At 70.4% G+C, this 16,048-nt stretch carries 14 protein-coding genes; 5 read left to right on the forward strand and 9 right to left on the reverse strand.

Annotated elements, in window-relative coordinates:
• The first annotated feature begins 10 nt into the window (after positions 1 to 10).
• Positions 11 to 832 (forward strand): MBL fold metallo-hydrolase, encoded by an 822-nt coding sequence (locus tag CIK81_RS15365; protein ID WP_096165304.1) that lies wholly within the window; start codon positions 11 to 13, stop codon positions 830 to 832.
• 247 nt (positions 833 to 1,079) lie between these two features.
• Here CIK81_RS15365 and CIK81_RS15370 read toward each other — a convergent pair whose 3' ends face one another.
• Positions 1,080 to 1,757 (reverse strand): Crp/Fnr family transcriptional regulator, encoded by a 678-nt coding sequence (locus CIK81_RS15370; protein ID WP_076808401.1) that lies wholly within the window; start codon positions 1,755 to 1,757, stop codon positions 1,080 to 1,082.
• Between the two features lie 156 nt (positions 1,758 to 1,913).
• Between CIK81_RS15370 and nth the strand changes: the two genes are divergently transcribed.
• From nth to CIK81_RS18775, 4 genes are all read left to right on the forward strand, one after another.
• Positions 1,914 to 2,606, forward strand: coding sequence for an endonuclease III (nth, locus tag CIK81_RS15375; RefSeq protein WP_096165302.1), 693 nt, complete (start codon positions 1,914 to 1,916; stop codon positions 2,604 to 2,606).
• 45 nt (positions 2,607 to 2,651) lie between these two features.
• Entirely contained in the window at positions 2,652 to 3,392 is a 741-nt protein-coding gene (locus CIK81_RS15380) for a CoA pyrophosphatase (RefSeq protein WP_241964208.1), read from the forward strand.
• A 220-nt stretch (positions 3,393 to 3,612) separates the two neighbouring features.
• Positions 3,613 to 3,999 carry a cold-shock protein gene (locus CIK81_RS15385; RefSeq protein ID WP_096165300.1) on the forward strand — a complete coding sequence of 129 codons (387 nt, stop codon included), beginning with the start codon at positions 3,613 to 3,615 and terminating at the stop codon, positions 3,997 to 3,999.
• A gap of 4 nt (positions 4,000 to 4,003) precedes the next feature.
• A complete protein-coding gene (locus CIK81_RS18775; protein WP_275937294.1) occupies positions 4,004 to 5,428 on the forward strand; it encodes a DUF3027 domain-containing protein in 1,425 nt (474 codons plus the stop codon).
• Between the two features lie 68 nt (positions 5,429 to 5,496).
• Here CIK81_RS18775 and CIK81_RS15395 read toward each other — a convergent pair whose 3' ends face one another.
• The 8 genes from CIK81_RS15395 to CIK81_RS15430 all read right to left on the reverse strand — a co-directional run.
• The gene (locus CIK81_RS15395) at positions 5,497 to 6,660 is read right to left on the reverse strand and encodes a DNA polymerase III subunit delta' (protein WP_158542067.1); all 1,164 of its coding nucleotides are present in this window, start codon (positions 6,658 to 6,660) and stop codon (positions 5,497 to 5,499) included.
• Positions 6,661 to 6,716: 56 nt separating this feature from the next.
• A complete protein-coding gene (tmk, locus tag CIK81_RS15400; protein ID WP_096196301.1) occupies positions 6,717 to 7,448 on the reverse strand; it encodes a dTMP kinase in 732 nt (243 codons plus the stop codon).
• Positions 7,445 to 8,521: a Gfo/Idh/MocA family protein gene (locus tag CIK81_RS15405; protein ID WP_114355866.1), complete on the reverse strand. Its 1,077-nt coding sequence runs from the start codon at positions 8,519 to 8,521 to the stop codon at positions 7,445 to 7,447. The genes tmk and CIK81_RS15405 overlap by 4 nt, the downstream gene beginning before the upstream one ends.
• A gap of 105 nt (positions 8,522 to 8,626) precedes the next feature.
• Positions 8,627 to 9,481, reverse strand: coding sequence for a carbohydrate ABC transporter permease (locus CIK81_RS15410; RefSeq protein WP_114306007.1), 855 nt, complete (start codon positions 9,479 to 9,481; stop codon positions 8,627 to 8,629).
• A complete protein-coding gene (locus tag CIK81_RS15415) occupies positions 9,478 to 10,641 on the reverse strand; it encodes a sugar ABC transporter permease (protein ID WP_346218062.1) in 1,164 nt (387 codons plus the stop codon). The genes CIK81_RS15410 and CIK81_RS15415 overlap by 4 nt, the downstream gene beginning before the upstream one ends.
• A complete protein-coding gene (locus CIK81_RS15420) occupies positions 10,638 to 11,984 on the reverse strand; it encodes an ABC transporter substrate-binding protein (RefSeq protein ID WP_114306006.1) in 1,347 nt (448 codons plus the stop codon). Before CIK81_RS15420 ends, CIK81_RS15415 begins: the two co-directional genes overlap by 4 nt.
• Positions 11,985 to 12,191: 207 nt before the next feature.
• Complete coding sequence (gene topA / locus CIK81_RS15425) at positions 12,192 to 14,897, reverse strand: type I DNA topoisomerase (RefSeq protein WP_114306005.1); 2,706 nt, start codon at positions 14,895 to 14,897, stop codon at positions 12,192 to 12,194.
• 195 nt (positions 14,898 to 15,092) lie between these two features.
• Positions 15,093 to 16,048, reverse strand: a 956-nt coding sequence (locus tag CIK81_RS15430; protein WP_241964209.1) for a phosphatase PAP2 family protein, incomplete at its 5' end; no start/stop codon positions are given.

Raw genomic sequence — 16,048 nt, forward strand, 5'->3', positions numbered from 1 at the left:
ACGAGACACCATGACCGAGGACGATGCCCTGCGGGACCCGGAGGCGGGCGCGGTCGAGCTGCTCACCGTCCCCGCGAACAACCCCGGGCCCATGACCCTCACCGGGACCGTCAGCTACGTGCTGCGCGACGAGGACCAGATCTGGGTGATCGACCCCGGCCCCAGGGACCCCGAGCATCTCGCCGAGCTGCTCGTGACCTGTGGAGAGGGAGTGCGCCCGATGGGCGTGCTGGTCACCCATCGGCACCTCGACCACACCGCCGGCGCGGCGACCCTGGCTCGCCAGCTCGCCGCCCGCAGCGGCCTCGAGGTGCCGCTCTGGGCCGCCGACCAGGCCGCCGTGCCGGGGTCGCGCCCGCTCCCGTCGACGCTCGAGGGGGACCACGGCGTGGTGGGCCACGTCATCCACCTGCCGGGCCACACCTCCGACTCCGTCGGGGTGCTCGTGGACGGCGGGCGCCTGCTCAGCGGGGACACGCTCCTGGGCGGCTCCTCGACCGTCATCGTGCCCGACGACGGCGGCGACCTCGCCGAGCACCTGCAGTCCCTCGCGATCCTGCGGGCGATGGCCGAGGACGGCCGGATCGGGTCGATCCATCCTGGCCACGGACCGGCCTACGAGGATCCGCTCTCCGCGCTCGAAGCGCTCGAGGGCGCTCTCGCGCATCGCCACGAGAGGATCGAGCAGGTGCGTCGTGCCCGCACCGCCGGCGTGCTCACCCTTGAGCGGCTGGTGCGCTCGGTGTACGGCGCCGACCTCTCCGAGGAGCTCGAGCAGGCCGCCCGCTGGAACCTGCGCGCCACGCTCGACTACCTCGCCCAGGAGCACTGAGCCGGGCTCCCTCGCTCGGCGCACGCCCTCTCCCTCCGCGCACGCCCCCCTTGCTCCGTGCACACCCTCTCGCCCCGCGCACGCTCTCTCTCCGCGCACGCCCCGTGTGCGGGCCCCGTGCGGCCACTGCGCGAGGGGTCGGCTCCCGGCCGTGACGGACCAGCATGACGAAAACCCCCGACCTGGCACCTGAGGTGCAGGCCGGGGGCTTTCGCGAAGCGTGTCGGGGTGACCCCGCACGAACCTGTCAGCGGGCGCGGCGGCGCAGACGCTCGACGTCCGAGATGAGGACGGCGCGTGCCTCGAGCCGGATCCACCCGCGGGAGGCGAAGTCCGCCAGCGCCTTGTTCACGGTCTCGCGGGAGGCGCCGACCAGCTGGGCGAGCTCCTCCTGGGTGAGGCCGTGGGCGACCATCACACCGTCATCGGTCTGGCGACCGAAGCGCTGCGCGAGATCGAGGACGTTCTTGGCCACGCGGCCGGGAACGTCGGCGAAGACGAGATCGGCGAGCGACTCGTTGGTCTTGCGCAGGCGACGCGCGAGCGAGGCGAGCAGGTGACGGCCGACCTCGGGACGCTGCGCGAGGACCCGGTACAGGTCCTGCTGGGACAGCGAATAGAGCGTCGACTCGGCGACCACGGTCGCCGTCGCGTTGCGCGGCGCCGGATCGAACAGGGACAGCTCGCCGAGCGTCTCGCCCGGGCCGAGCACGGCCAGCAGGTTCTCGCGGCCGTCGCCCGAGGCATGACCGACCTTGACCTTGCCCGAGCCGATGATGAAGAGACGATCGCCCGGATCGCCCTCGCGGAAGATGATCGCGCTGCGGTGATAGTCCTCCTGCTTCATCGACGCCAGCACGGCCTGCTTGCCGTCCTCGTCGAGCGCAGCGAACAGCGGCGATGACCGTACGATGTTCTCGTCCACGGAACCTCCTGATGGTGGGGCCCCGAGTGCCGGGACCAAGCTGTGCGTGTCTGTGACGGATGCCACCAACATCGGTGGTGGCTGTCACATGATGAGGAAACACTATCGCGCCCCGGCCATTGTTATGTGTCACACGCAGGATGAGGAGTGTTTCTGATGATGTCCGTGAGCCCTCGCCGTGCTGCCGCGAACGACTCCGCAGGCCCTGCGGATGCCGCCGTCGTGGCGTCCCGGCTGCGCGATCTCCACATCGATGCCCGCACCGAGCTCGACCACTCCGATGCCTTCGAACTGCTGGTCGCGACGGTTCTCTCCGCGCAGACCACCGACGTCCGGGTCAACCAGGTGACCCCTGCACTGTTCGCCTCCTGGCCGGACCCCGCCGCCCTCGCCGGAGCCGACGAGGGCACTGTGACGGAGATCGTACGTCCGTTGGGCATGGGAGCCACCCGGGCGCGTCGGATCATCGGACTGGCCCGCGGACTCGTCACCGACCACGGCGGCGAGGTGCCCGATGACCAGAAAGCCCTCGAGAAGCTCCCCGGCGTGGGCCGGAAGACCGCCCACGTGGTGCGCGGTGCGTGGTTCGGGCATTCGCTCCTGGCCGTCGACACCCATGTGGGCCGGCTCGCCCGCCGACTGGGATGGACCGAGCGGACCGATCCCCGCGGGGTGGAGGACGACGTGGTCGCCCGGGTCGAGGCCGACGGCAGCGGGAGCGCCGATGAGGACCTCACGATCCTGGGATTGCGCCTGATCCTGCACGGACGGCGCGTCTGCACGGCGAGGTCGCCGCACTGCGGGGACTGCGTGCTGGTCGACGTCTGCCCCAGCGCCGGGATCGCGTGAGGACGGTCCGCGCGCCGGCGGCGCGGGTGGGGTAAGCATGAGGGCATGAGGGATGGACGTGACGACGAGACCGAGGGAGGCGGCATGCGCGACGAGGCATCCCTGGCCACGCCCGATCCGCGGCCTGCGCTGCCCGGTTTCCTGACGCGACTCGCCGATCGCGCCCGGCACGGCGATGTGCTGGTGCACCGCAACGCCGATCCGCGGACCCCGCCGACCCCTGAGCGAGTGCGGCGCAGCGCAGTGCTCATCCTGATCACCGGGACCGGGCTCGACGATGCGCAGGTGGTGCTCGAGGAGCGGGGCCACGCGCTGCGCTCCCAGCCCGGCCAGTTCTCCCTGCCTGGCGGCGGCTCGGACCCGGGGGACCGGGACGACGTGCACACCGCGCTGCGCGAGGCGCAGGAGGAGACCGGCCTGGACCCTCGAGGCGTGCAGGTGCTCGGAGCCTTCGAGCCGATCCCCATGCCCTGGCGGGCGCAGCAGGTGACCCCGGTGCTCGGCTGGTCGCCGACGACGCCTCCGCTCGGCGTGCAGGACCCGATCGAGGTCGAGCGCGTGGTGTGGGCGGCGCTGACCGGGGGCGGCTCGCTCGCCGATCCGACGCATCGGCGGCGCGGACTGCTGGGCGGTCAGGCCGTCGGCCCCGTGTTCGAACTCCCCGAGGACGCCTTCGTCTGGGGTTTCACCGCGATGATCCTCGAACAGGTGCTGGTCGGGGTCGGGTTGGACCCCGTTCCGCCGGACTCCCCGGCCCTCGAGATCCCGGCTTCGCGCCGACGCTGATCGCGGGCAGTGGACACAGGCGGCCGGGCAGACGGTGGCCACGGTCACGGCCGCGAAATCGGCTCGCCACGAGCGCAGGCCAGCGCGCTAGACTGGACCGTTGCCGGAGTGTCTCCGGCGCCCCGGAGCTGCAGGAAGCGCATGGCCCCGCCATGGGTCCGTGAGAGTCCGGGGCCCCGACTCATGGGACCACCATCAGCAGAGAAGGAATGGGATCCACGTGCCACGCGGCAAGGTGAAGTTCTACGACGCCGAGAAGGGCTTCGGCTTCATCCTCGACGACGAGGATGGTCAGAGTGTGTACGTGCACGCCTCCAACCTGCCCGAGGGCGTCACCGCGCTCCGGCCCGGCGCCCGGGTCGACTTCGACATGGTCGATGGCCGTCGGGGTCCCCAGGTGCTCGCACTGCAGCTGATGGAGCCCGCTCCGTCGATCAGCCGCGCGCGTCGTCCCAAGCCCGACGAGATGGCGGGCATGGTCGAGGACCTGATCCGTCTGCTGGACGACGCCTCCAACGGCCTGCGCCAGGGCCGCTATCCCGATCGCGGGCACGCGCAGAAGATCTCCACCGTGCTCCGTGCCGTCGCCGACAATTTCGAGGCCTGAACCGATGACTCAGCCGACCACCGCCACCCGTCGCCCCCGCGCCGCCCGGCCCCGCCTGGACGCGATCGCCGCCGATGCCGTCGAGCTCGCCCGCGAGGCGCTGCTCGAGGTGACCGAACCCGGCCAGGTCGGCGAGCACCTGCGCGCCGAGGCCACCGGTGATCGGCTCGTCACCCATGTCTTCGACTGCACCATGCCTGGGTATCGCGGCTGGTCCTGGGTGGTGGTGGTCTCCCGTGCCTCCCGCGCGAAGGCCGCCACGGTCGCCGAGACCGCGCTGCTCCCGGGCGACGACGCGATCCTCGCCCCCGAGTGGGAGCCGTGGTCCGAGCGCCTCAAGCCCGAGGACGTCGGCGCCGATGACCTGCTGCCCTTCCGGGAGCAGGACGAGCGCCTCGAGGAGGGCTACGAGGCCACCGGCGACGAGGACGCCGACCGCGTCGCGCAGTGGGAGCTCGGCCTCGGCCGCGCCCGCGTGCTGTCCCCGCAGGGCCGCGCAGAGGCCGCGGAGCGGTGGATCGATGGCGAGTTCGGCCCCCGCCAGACCTCGGGTCGCGGCCGCCGCGGCACGGTCTCGGCGACCTGCATGAGCTGCGGCTTCCTCTCTCAGCTGTCGGGCTCGCTGCGTGGCGAGTTCGGCGTGTGCACCAACGAGTGGTCCCCGGCCGACGGTCGCGTGGTCCATCTCGGCTTCGGCTGCGGTGCGCACTCCGAGACCGGCCAGGAGGAGAGCGATCGCGAGATCCCGCGCTCCGGCGGCGTCGTGATCGACGAGCTCGAGGTCGACTTCCAGAAGCGCTCCGAGGGCGAGAGCTCGGCGGACAGGGCGAACGATACGGCTGCGCAGTCCCCGGAGACGTCCGAGAAGCCGGCAGAGGCAGCGGTCTCCGAGGCCGCCGGGACCACGGACGTCGCCAAGGCTGCCGAGTCTGACAAGGCCGCTGAACCCGGCCAGGCTGCCGAGTCTGACAAGGCCGCTGAGCCCGGCCAGGCTGCCGAGTCCAGCACGGCTGGTGAGCCCGGCAAGACTGCCGAGCCCGACAACGCGGCAGAGTCCGCCGAGGCGGCCGGGTCCGAGGACGCCGTTCCTGCCATCGAACCCGTGGACGTGGTGGACGTCGTCAAGCCGGCCGACGCCGAAGAGTCGACGGACGACTCGGTGGCTGCCTCCGCCGAGGCCACCGATGCCACCGAGCCCACGGGTGCCGCTGAGCCTGCAGATGCTGCTGAGCCGGCGGACGCCGCTGAGCTGGCGAATGCCGCTGAGCCCGCGGATCTCGAGGAGCTCGCCGTGGCGGTCGACGTCGTCGAGCCGGCCGCGGATGAGGTGCCCGAGGCCGATTCCGAGGACGACGACGCCCCGGCCGCGCCGGAATCCCCGGCTGCCGATGATCGTCAGGACCAGCCGAACACTCTCTTCGACTCCTGAGACGACTGCCCGTCGGCAGGTGGGCAGCCTGCCTCGTCGGGGGCTGCCACCTGCCCGGCGGGAGAACCCTAGGAGACCGCGATGCGGGCCAGCAGCGCCTCGATCGCCAGCAGTGGCGGGACATTGCCGCTGATCCGCTGACGCGCCACCTGTATCGCCTCGAGGAGCTCCAGCGTGGCCTTCCCGGTGCCGCCGGATGCGGCCTGGTCGATCTCCGCGGCCACCTCGACGTTCACGAGCTCGCTGTCCGTGCCGAGCTGACGGCTCAGCACGTCGCGGAGCACCGAGTGGGCATCGAGCAGGTAGCGATCCAGCACGTCGCGCACCAGACGCGTCTGCCGACGCTTCGCATCCTCCTCCAGCTGGCGCACCTGGGAGCGGAGCGACGGCGGCACCTTCCCGTCGTCGATCCCGGCCGAACGCAGGAAGTGCTCCTTCTCCTCCGTGGCGACGGCGTCGGCGTGCGCCTTCGCCTCCGCCGTGGCTCGATCCACCAGGCCCTGGGCCGCGAGCACCGCATCGCCCGTGGTGCGCAGGTCCAGCAGGGTGCGCGCCGAGTCCTCTCTGGCTGCGAGTGCGCCCTCCTGCGTGGCGTAGCGCAGGGCAAGGCCGATGTGGCCCTGAGCTGCCCGCGCCGCGCGCACTGCGAGGTTCCCGTCGATCCCGTCGCGGCGCCGCAGCAGCTCGGCGACCACGTCCGAGGATGGCACCGAGAGCGACACCAGGCGGCAGCGTGACTTGATGGTGGGGGCGAGGTCCTCGGCGGACGGAGCGCACAGCATCCACACGGTGGAGGGCGGGGGCTCCTCGATGGACTTCAGCAGCACGTTGAACGTCCCGGCGCTCATGCGGTCCGCGTCCTCGACGATGAGCACCCGGTGGCGCCCGGTGGCCGGGGCTCGCTGCGCGGTCATCACCAGGCCGCGCACCTCCTCCTTCGCGATCGACACCTTGTCGGTCGCGACCACGGTGACATCGGGGTGGGTGTTCGCGAGGACCGTGCGGCAGGGATGGCAGTGCCCGCAGCCGGTGCCCGTCTCGCACTGGAGGGTCGCGGCGAAGGCGCGGGCCGCCGTCGAGCGTCCCGATCCGGGCGGTCCGGTGATCAGCCAGGCCTGCGCGAGAGAACCCTCGGGGGAGGCGGCACGGCGGAACTGGCGCACGGCGGCGTCCTGGCCGACCACGTCGGCCCACACCCCGTGGGCGGGGCTCGCGGGATCCGCGGTGCTCATGGGGTTCCCGATGTCGGCCGCGGTTGGTGCGCTCGAGGAGGTGGCGTCGCTCGCCGTCACATCTCGTCCCGGTGCTTGGTGGGCGGCGCGGGCTCGAACGTCGGATCGAAGATGCTCAGCACCTCGGCGACCGCCTCGAGCACCTGAGCATGGACCTCCTCGCGGGGGAGCGTCCCGTCGATGACGGAGAAGCGTTCCGGATCCGCAGCGGCGAGGTCGAGGAACTCCTGGCGCACCGTGGCGTGGAAATCGCCTCCGGCCTGCTCGAGACGGTCGTGGGTCTCGTCCGCACGGCGCTGGCCCAGGGCCTCCGGCGGTACATCGAGCAGGATGGTGCGATGGGGCATCAGACCGTTGGTCGCCCACAGCGACAGCGACTCGATCTCCGAGGCCTCGAGCTCCCGCCCGGCGCCCTGGTAGGCGATCGAGGAGTCGAAGTAGCGGTCGCCGAGCACGAGGCCCCCGCGCGCCAGGTGGGGGCGCACGAGCGTCTCGATGTGATGGGCGCGGTCCGCGGCGTAGAGCAGCGCCTCGGCGCGGGGATCGACGTGCTCGCCGTGCAGGAGGAGCCCACGGATGCTCCGGCCGAGCGGGGTGCCGCCCGGTTCGCGCGTGGTGAGGATGAGGTCCTCGGCGACGGAGCGCTCGGTGACCAGATGATCGCGCAGCATCTGCATCTGCGTGGTCTTGCCGGCGGCCTCGCCTCCCTCGAAGGAGATGAAGACTCCCCGCTTGGGTCGGCGCGGCAGCGGGATGCGCAGGCCGCGGGTCATGTCCAGGATGCTCATGCCCCCTCCTCCCCGGGGTAGACCACGCCGAGCTCGGACCGCACGGCATCCATCGTCCCCATCACACTGAGCGTATCCTCCCAGCTCATCAGCGGTGATTCGAGCTCTCCGGCCGTGATCCGGCGGGCCGCCTCGGCGATCTCGTAGGCCATGCCGTCCCCCGGGGCGCCGGGATGCTCGACGCTCGCCGTGCGGCCGTCGAGCAGCGTGACGGTCAGGGTGCTGGGCGCGAAGAACGCGCCGGACAGCCGCGCCGAGCCCTGGGTGCCGCTGACCACGGCCTCCGTGGGGGTGCGGGCCAGCAGCGTCGAGGACAGCCGTGCCCGGCCGCCGTCGGCCCCTGTGGCGAGCAGACCGAAGTACGCATCGACCCCCGTGTCCGTCAGCGAGCCGCGCACCGCCAGGTGGGAGAGGTCCCCGAGCACCATCTGGGCGAAGGAGATCGGGTAGACGCCGAGGTCGAGCAGGGCGCCGCCGCCGAGCTCGGGAGCGTACATGCGATGGGTCGGGTCCGCGGGGAAGGACTGGCCGTGGTCCGCGGCCACCTCGATGATGTCGCCGAGCATGCCGGAGTCGAGCACCTGGCGCAGCACGTCGTACTGCGGCAGGAAACGGGCCCACATCGTCTCCATGGCGAACACTCCGCGCTCACGGGCGAGGTCCAGCAGATCACGGGCCTGCGGGGTGTTGAGGGTGAAGGCCTTCTCGACCAGCACGGGCACGCCGGCCTCGAGCACGGGGCGCGCCAGCTGGTGGTGCTGGGCGTGCGGCGAGGCGATGTAGACGGCGTCCAGCCCGCCCGCGGCGAGCATCGCGCCCACGGAGTCGAAGGCCTGCTCGATGCCGTGCGTCGCGGCGAACTCCTCGGCGCGCTGCTGGGACCGGGAGACCACGGAGACCACCCGCGAGGACGTCGCTCGATGCGCAGTCGCCGTGAACTGGTCGCCGATATGCCCCGGAGAGACCACGCCCCAGCGCAGGCCCGGTGCTGCCGCCGGGTCGGGGACGGTGGTGGTCGGCAGTGCCAGGGGGGACTGCGCGGCGTCGGCCCGGGACTCCTCGATCGTGTTCATGGGTCCAATCTACCGAGCGGCCCCGACACCGCGGTGGTGTCGGGGCCGGTGTGGAGGAGGGTCCGCCCTCGGCTGAATCCGTGGGGAGCCGTCCGGGCCATGTCCTCAGCCCTTGACGGAGCCCGCGGTCATGCCGCGCACCAGGAACCTCTGGAGGCCGAAGAACACGAGCATCGGGATCACCATCGAGATGAAGGCGCCTGCGGTGAGGAGCTCGGCGCCCTGCCCCTGGGTGCCCAGCATCTGCTGCAGGCTCACGATGATCGTCTTGTTGCCCCCGCCGCCCAGGAACAGCTTGGCGATGAGCAGGTCGTTCCACACCCATAGGAACTGCAGGGTGGCGAACGCCGCGATCGCCGGTGAGGCCATCGGCGCCACCAGACGCCAGAACGTCTGGAAGTGCGAGGCGCCGTCGATCTTCGCGCTCTCCACGACGGAGCTCGGGAGCGTCGCCATGTAGTTGCGCAGCGTGTAGACCGCCAGCGGCATGCCGAAACCGGTGTGCAGCATCCAGACCGCGACGAACTGGCCGTTGATGCCGAGACCGCGCGGGCCGAGCAGGTCCAGCATCGGCTGGAAGGACACCTGGATCGGGACCACCATCACCGCGACGATCGCGATGAACAGCACGTCCTTGCCCCGGAACTCGATGAACGTGAACGCGTAGGCGGCGAACGCCGCGAACATGATCGGCAGCACCGTCGCCGGCACCGCCACCACGATCGAGTTGACCAGCGAGCCGGAGATCGACGGATCGCCGAGCACCGTGGCGTAGTTGTCGAGTGTCCAGCCGCCCTCCCAGAGGCTCGTCCACCACCCGGTGGAGGCCGCGGCCTCCCGCGAGCGGAAGCTCGTCACCAGCAGTCCGATCGTGGGGACCGTCCACAGCAGAGCCAGGAGAGGCATCGTGATGGTTGCGAGCAGCGAGCGCCTGCGCCCGTCCTTCATGATCCCGTTCATCGGTTCGCCTCCTGGTCCCTGAAGCTCTTGACCTGGTAGATGAGGATCGGCACCACCAGCAGGAGGAGCACGACGACGACCGCCGAGGCCTGCCCCGCCTGCTGGTCCGTGAACAGCTTCCGGAAGAAGAGGTTCGCGATGACATCGGAGTCGTAGCGACCGTTGGTCGTCACGTAGATGATGTCGAAGACCTTCAGGACCAGGATCAGCACCGTGATCAGCACGGCGATGAGCGTGACCTTCACCTGCGGGAAGATGATCTGCCAGAAGATGCGCAGCTCGCTGGCGCCGTCCACGCGGCCCGCCTCGACGGTGTCCTCGGGGACGCTCTTGATGGCGGAGCTCAGCAGCACCATCGCGAAGCCCGTCTGCAGCCAGATGAGGATCACCATCAGCAGGATCGAGTTCAACCGTGCCGTGTCGATCTGGTACCAGGGCTGCGGGTCGCCGCCCAGGCCCGTGACGATCGCGTTGAGCAGTCCCGTCTGCGCCTCGCCCGGCGAGTTGTAGGCGTACACCAGGCCCCAGATGGTCGCCGCGCCGACGAAGCTGATCGCCATCGGCAGGAAGATGAACGACTTCGCCGTCTTCTCCCCGGTGGGGGAGAGCTTGTCGGCGAGCACCGCGACGGCGAGGCCGAACGCGACGGAGATGACCGGGACGATGAGGATCCACAGGAAGTTGTTCAACAGCGACGACCAGAAGACACCGCTGCCGAAGATCGCCCGATAGTTGTCCAGCCCGACCCAGTCCGTCGAATCGTCGTTCGCGAAGGAGTACACGATCGTCTGCACGGTGGGATAGAGCAGGAAGATGCCGATCAGGCTGAACCCCGGCAGCAGGAACGCATAGGGGATGAGCCCTTCGGCGAACCGGCTGGGGAAGCCCTCGATGCACAGGTTCAGGAAGTAGAAGAACAGCAGCGAGCCGCCGATGCCGATGACCAGGCCCAGCACGCCGATGAGGGCTCCGGATCCCAGAAACCACTGCGGGTAGTACGCGAAGGCGAGGAACGCGTTGCACACGAACCAGGCCGTCAGCGCCATGCCGATCGCACCGATGAGCACCCGCACCGGTCGGGCCGGAGCTCCCTTGTGCTCGTTCCGCTCCAGGGGCGCCGAACCGTTCGACCCCTGCAGGGTGGAGGTCGCGGTGCTCACTTGGGCCACCCGGCCTCGATGTCGTCGCAGACCTCCTGCGCCGTCTTCGTGCCCTGCAACCACTGGACCATCCCGGTCCAGAAGGATCCGCCGCCGACTGCCGTCGGCATCAGGTCCGAGCCGTCGTACCGGAACACCTGGGCGTTCGAGGCGATCTCGGCGACCTGCCGGGTGATCGAATCGGAATACTGCGACAGGTCGAAGGTGCGGTGGGGGCTCAGCCAGCCGCCCGCCTCCGCCCACTCCCCGCCGAAGGCGTCCGAGGTCAGGAACTCCATGACCTTCACGGAGTCGTCGTTCAGCGTGAACAGAGCGGCGAGATCGCCGCCGCCGAGGATCGGCTGGCCGTCGAAGCCGCCCTCCCAGGTCGGCATCGCGTAGACGCCGACCTCCTCGTCCATGTTGGCCTGGACATCCTCGGGGAAGAAGCCCGTGACGAAGTTGCCCTGGCGCACCAGCATCGCCTTGGGCGGATCCTCGAACAGCGCCAGAGGAGCCTCGGAGAACGGGGTGTTGAGGATCGAGTCGGTCCCTCCCAGCACGTTGCCCTCGCCCTTGAGCAGATCGCCGGCGATGTCGAAGACCTCCACGACCTCCTTCGCGTTGAAGGGGATGCGGTGCTTGGTCCAGTCGTCGTAGACGACCGGACCGTGGACCCGCAGCATGAGCTCCTCGATCCAGTCGGTGCCCACCCAGCCGGTCGCCTGGCCGTCGTCCCAGCCATCGCTCCACGGGGTGATCCCGTCGGCCTTGATCTGGTCAGCGATCTCGGTGAGCTCCTGCATCGTGGCGGGCTCGGTCGAGTAACCGCCCTTCTCGTACGCCTTCTTCGGATACCAGATGAGGGATTTGCAGGCCATGCGCATCGGGGCGCCGTACACGCGCCCCTCGTACCGTGCCGAGTCCAGGAAGCCGGGGATCAGCGTCGACGCCAGCTCGTCGTAGTCCAGATACACGTCGATCGGGGTGATCAGCCCCTTCGCGGCGAGGTCGAACATCCCGCCGGGCTGGGGGAACAGTGCGATGTCCGGCGGATCGCCGGCGCCCGCTCGCTGCTGGATGGTGTTGGCGAAGTCCTTGTCCGGGGTGTAGTTGATGGTGATCCCGGAATCGGCTTCGAAATCCTCGAGGGAGGCCATGAAGGCCTCCTGCTCCTGGCCGCCGTAGGCACCCAGGATGCTCACCGACCCGTCGCCGGGGGAGTCCCCGGCGGAATACTTCTGGCCCCCGCCGCCACCCGCGCCGCCACCGGGGTCGGGATTCTGCAGGCATCCTGTCATCCCGATCGCGGCAGTGGCCGCAGCACCGGACATGACCGCACGCCGAGTGAGACGTCGATCCATGATCACTCCTTCGTGAGTCAACAACGAGCTCTGGATCACACTGTAAGCCGGAACTGCTGGTGGCTGCGCCACGGGAGGCTGTTGCGGCGGGGTCGACGTCGCTCCCGCCGCGTGCGCCGGCGCCGTCGGCACGACGCACGAGGGGCACGGACCTCATGGTCCGTGCCCCTTTTCGCGGCGGTTCCCCCTGTCAGGGTCCGACCGTCGTCACTTCTTCGCGGTGGTGCTCTTCTTGGCGGGAGCGCGCTTGGCGGCCGGCTTCTTCTTCGCCGGACCCTTGGCACGCTTCTCCGCGAGCCTCTCGATCGCGATCTGCTCGCTGATCTCCTCGACCTTCTCGGTCGAGCGCAGCGAGACGTTGGTGGCGCCGTCGGTGATGTACGGGCCGAAGCGGCCGTCCTTGATCACGATCGGCTTCTCGCTGGTGGGGTCCGTGCCGAGCTCCTTCAGCGGGGGCTTGGCGGCGGCGCGACCACGGGTCTTGGGCTGGGCGTAGATCTTCTCCGCCTCCTCGAGGGTGATCGAGAAGATCTGCTCCTCGGTCTCCAGGGAGCGGGAGTCGGTGCCCTTCTTCATATACGGCCCGTAGCGACCGTTCTGGGCCGTGATCTCGGTGCCGTCCTCGGTGGTGCCGACCACGCGCGGCAGGCTCAGCAGCTTCAGCGCGTCCTCAAGGGTGACGGTCGCGAGGTCCATGGACTTGAGCAGCGAGCCGGTGCGGGGCTTGGGCTGCTTGGACTTCGGGACCTTCTTGCCGCCGCTGGTCTCTTCCGGAGCCGGCAGCACCTCGGTGACGTACGGCCCGTAGCGGCCGTCCTTGGCGACGATCTCGTGACCGGACTCCGGGTCCGTACCCAGCACTCGGCCGTCGTCCTTGGCCCGCTCGAGCATCTCCTCGGCCTTCTCGACCGTGAGCTCGTCGGGCGCGATGTCGTCGGAGACCGGGGCGCGCCGCGGATCGGCGCCCTCGATGAGCTCGCCGTCCTCGTCCCGCGCCGCACGCTCGACGTAGGCGCCGTAGCGGCCCACGCGCAGCGTGATCCCGTCGCCGATGGCGATGCTGTTGATCGCCCGGGCATCGATGTCGCCCAGGTGGTCGACCATCTGCTTCAGCCCGATCGGACCGTCGGTCCCGTCGGAGAGGTAGAAGTTCTTCAGGTACTCCGAACGCCCCAGCTCGCCCTGGGCCATCCGGTCCAGCTGCTGCTCCATCTGGGCGGTGAAGTCGTAGTCGATGAAGGGTCCGAAGTGCTCCTCGAGCAGGCGCACCACGGCGAACGCGGTCCAGCTGGGCACCAGCGCGGTGCCGCGGCGCAGCACGTAGCCGCGGTCCTGCACGGTCGCGACGGTCGACGCGTAGGTCGAGGGACGGCCGATGCCGCGATCCTCGAGCGCCCGCACCAGGGACGCCTCGGTGTAACGCGGGGGAGGAGTCGTGGAGTGACCGTCGGGCGTGAGCTCGCGGGTGTCGAGCGTCTGGCCCTCCTCCATCTGCGGCAGGCGCTTGTCGCCGCTGCCGGCGGCCTCGTCGCTGCCGTACCGGCTGGCGTCGCGGCCCTCCTCGTAGGCGGCGAGGAAGCCGCGGAAGGTGATCACGGTGCCGGCGGCGCGGAAGGTCGCGGTGCGGCCGGACTGCTCCAGGGCGAGTTCCACCGTGGAGGTGGTGCCCTTCGCGTCGGCCATCTGCGAGGCGACGGTGCGCTTCCAGATCAGCTCGTACAGGCGGAACTCGTCGCCCGAGAGGGAACCGGCCACGTCCGCCGGAGTGCGGAAGCGGTCGCCGGCGGGACGGATCGCCTCGTGCGCCTCCTGCGCGGCCTGGGACTTGTTCTGGTAGTAGCGCGGCTTGTCCGGCACGTACTGGGCGCCGTAGAGCTCGGCCGCCTGTCCGCGCGACGCCTTGATGGCCTCACCGGAGAGCGTGACCGAATCGGTACGCATGTAGGTGATGTAGCCGTTCTCGTACAGCGACTGGGCCACCCGCATGGACTGGCGTGCGCCGAGACGCAGCTTGCGCGAGGCCTCCTGCTGCAGGGAGGAGGTGGTGAAGGGGGCCGCCGGCCGACGGGTGTACGGCTTGGACTCGAGGTTCGCGACCGTCGCCGGGGCATCGGTGAGCGCCTCGACCAGTGCCGTCGTGGTCTCCGCGGTGAGGACCGTCGCGGAGGACGCCTTGGGCTTCAGGGTGCCGTCGTCGGCGAAGTCGCTGCCGGTGGCGACCCGGGAGCCGTCGACCGTGGCGATCTTCGCGGTGAACTGCTCGGTCTCCGCGCCGAAGGTGCCGGTCACGTCCCAGTAGTCGGCGGCGACGAACGCCATGCGCTCCCGCTCGCGCTCGACCACCAGGCGGGTGGCGACGGACTGCACACGGCCGGCCGACAGGGACGGCTTGATCTTGCGCCACAGCACGGGGGACAGCTCGAAGCCGACCAGACGATCCAGGATGCGGCGGGTCTCCTGCGCATCGACCAGATCGGTGTCGATCTCGCGAGTGTTCTCCAGGGCGCCGAGGATCGCGTCCTTGGTGATCTCGTGGAACACCATGCGCTTGACAGGGAGGGATTTCTTGGGCTTGAGGGTCTCCAGGAGGTGCCAGGCGATCGCCTCGCCCTCCCGGTCCTCATCCGTGGCGAGGTAGAGGGTGTCGGCGTCCTTGAGGGCCTTCTTGAGGTCCGCGACCGTCTTCTTCTTGTCCGGGCTGACGATGTAGTAGGGGTCGAAGTCGCCCTCGACGTCCACCCCGAACTTGCCGTAGGGGCCCTTCTTCATCTCCGTGGGCAGGTCGCGCGGCACCGGGATGTCACGGATGTGTCCCACCGATGCTTGGACGATGTACTCGTCCCCCAGGTATCGGCCGATGGTCCGGGCTTTCGCCGGGGACTCGACGATGACCAGATGGCGTCCGCCAGTCACGTTGATATGTCCTTCCTCGCCGCGAGTCGTCGCGGGACGTCCGCCGTGGCCGTGTGCCGTGGTCCGGGTTCCGCCGGACGCTGCGTGAGCGCTCGACGATTGCTCACGGTACACGTTCAGCCGCACGGCTCCTGTGTGATGTCGGCGTGCGCAGGATCAGCACCAGCGCCATCCAGGAGGCCGTGCCTCCGGCGATCAGCGCGGCCGTGGCGAGGAACGACGTGCTCTGCTGTGCCGGGTCCTGGAGGTCCAGCGGCAGCTGCAGGCCGACGATCCCGGCGGCGCCCAGCGCGAGCGCCCCGAGGCCCACCACACCGAGCAGCACGGCACGGCCGTGGTCGCCGCCCCGGTACGCGGAGGCGTGGGACAGCGGGTCCGTCGGACGCCGGGAGCCCAGGCGCCGACGGCGCGGCCGGTGCCGGCCAGGGCCTGTGCCCGGGCGAACCGACGGCGGCTGCCCAGCGCATCCAGGGCGAGGACCAGGAAGGTCCAGGCGGCGACGATCACGATTGCGCCGATCGCATCGCTGGGTCGGTGCCAGCCCACCACGAGGGTGCCGATCCCGGCCGCCGCGGCCCACAGCGCACCGATCGGCGCGAGCAGCACCTTGGCGCGTCCGGAGGCGAGCACGACGGCGACCATGGAGGCGGCGGCGAGGGTGGTGTGCCCCGAGGGGAAGGAGTTCGGGGTGATGTCGATCCCCGGCCCCAGCACGTCGCGCACCACCACCAGGTGCTTGAGCACCTGGGTGGTGAGGTTCGCGCCGGCCACCAGGAGGGCGAGCGGGAGCAGCAGGGAGAACTCCCGCCGCACGAGCACCAGCACGAGGGCGATGCCGAGCAGCACGGCCATGACCGGGACGCTCACCGTCCCCACCGCGACCTCGGCGTACCGGGTCAGGGCGCCGTCATCGGCCTGCGCGCCGGAGAAGATCAGCTGGTCCAGTCGCTGCCCCTTCGCGGTGTTCACGGAGGCCTGGGCCAGCAGCGCCGTGATCGCCGCGCAGACGGCCGCGGCGAGCAGGGCGAGGAGGGCCCGGGCGAGGCTGCGACCGCGACGGGCGGCGGTCTGGTCGTGCCGGAGGCGGGCGGCGTTCTGCTCCCACGGAGCGTCCTCCGCCGGACCGGTCGGAGACTCCGCAGCCATCGCAG

The sequence above is a fragment of the Brachybacterium sp. JB7 genome (assembly GCF_003335205.1).
Lineage (GTDB): Bacteria > Actinomycetota > Actinomycetes > Actinomycetales > Dermabacteraceae > Brachybacterium > Brachybacterium alimentarium.

Coding starts and splice junctions, on each gene's coding strand:
- CIK81_RS15365 (WP_096165304.1), top strand. CDS start 11: ATGACCGAGGACGATGCCCTGCGGGACCCGGAGGCGGGCGCGGTCGAG.
- nth (WP_096165302.1), top strand. CDS start 1,914: ATGATGTCCGTGAGCCCTCGCCGTGCTGCCGCGAACGACTCCGCAGGC.
- CIK81_RS15380 (WP_241964208.1), top strand. CDS start 2,652: ATGAGGGATGGACGTGACGACGAGACCGAGGGAGGCGGCATGCGCGAC.
- CIK81_RS18775 (WP_275937294.1), top strand. CDS start 4,004: ATGACTCAGCCGACCACCGCCACCCGTCGCCCCCGCGCCGCCCGGCCC.
- CIK81_RS15395 (WP_158542067.1), bottom strand. CDS start 6,660: ATGAGCACCGCGGATCCCGCGAGCCCCGCCCACGGGGTGTGGGCCGAC.
- tmk (WP_096196301.1), bottom strand. CDS start 7,448: ATGAGCATCCTGGACATGACCCGCGGCCTGCGCATCCCGCTGCCGCGC.
- CIK81_RS15405 (WP_114355866.1), bottom strand. CDS start 8,521: ATGAACACGATCGAGGAGTCCCGGGCCGACGCCGCGCAGTCCCCCCTG.
- CIK81_RS15410 (WP_114306007.1), bottom strand. CDS start 9,481: ATGAACGGGATCATGAAGGACGGGCGCAGGCGCTCGCTGCTCGCAACC.
- CIK81_RS15420 (WP_114306006.1), bottom strand. CDS start 11,984: ATGGATCGACGTCTCACTCGGCGTGCGGTCATGTCCGGTGCTGCGGCC.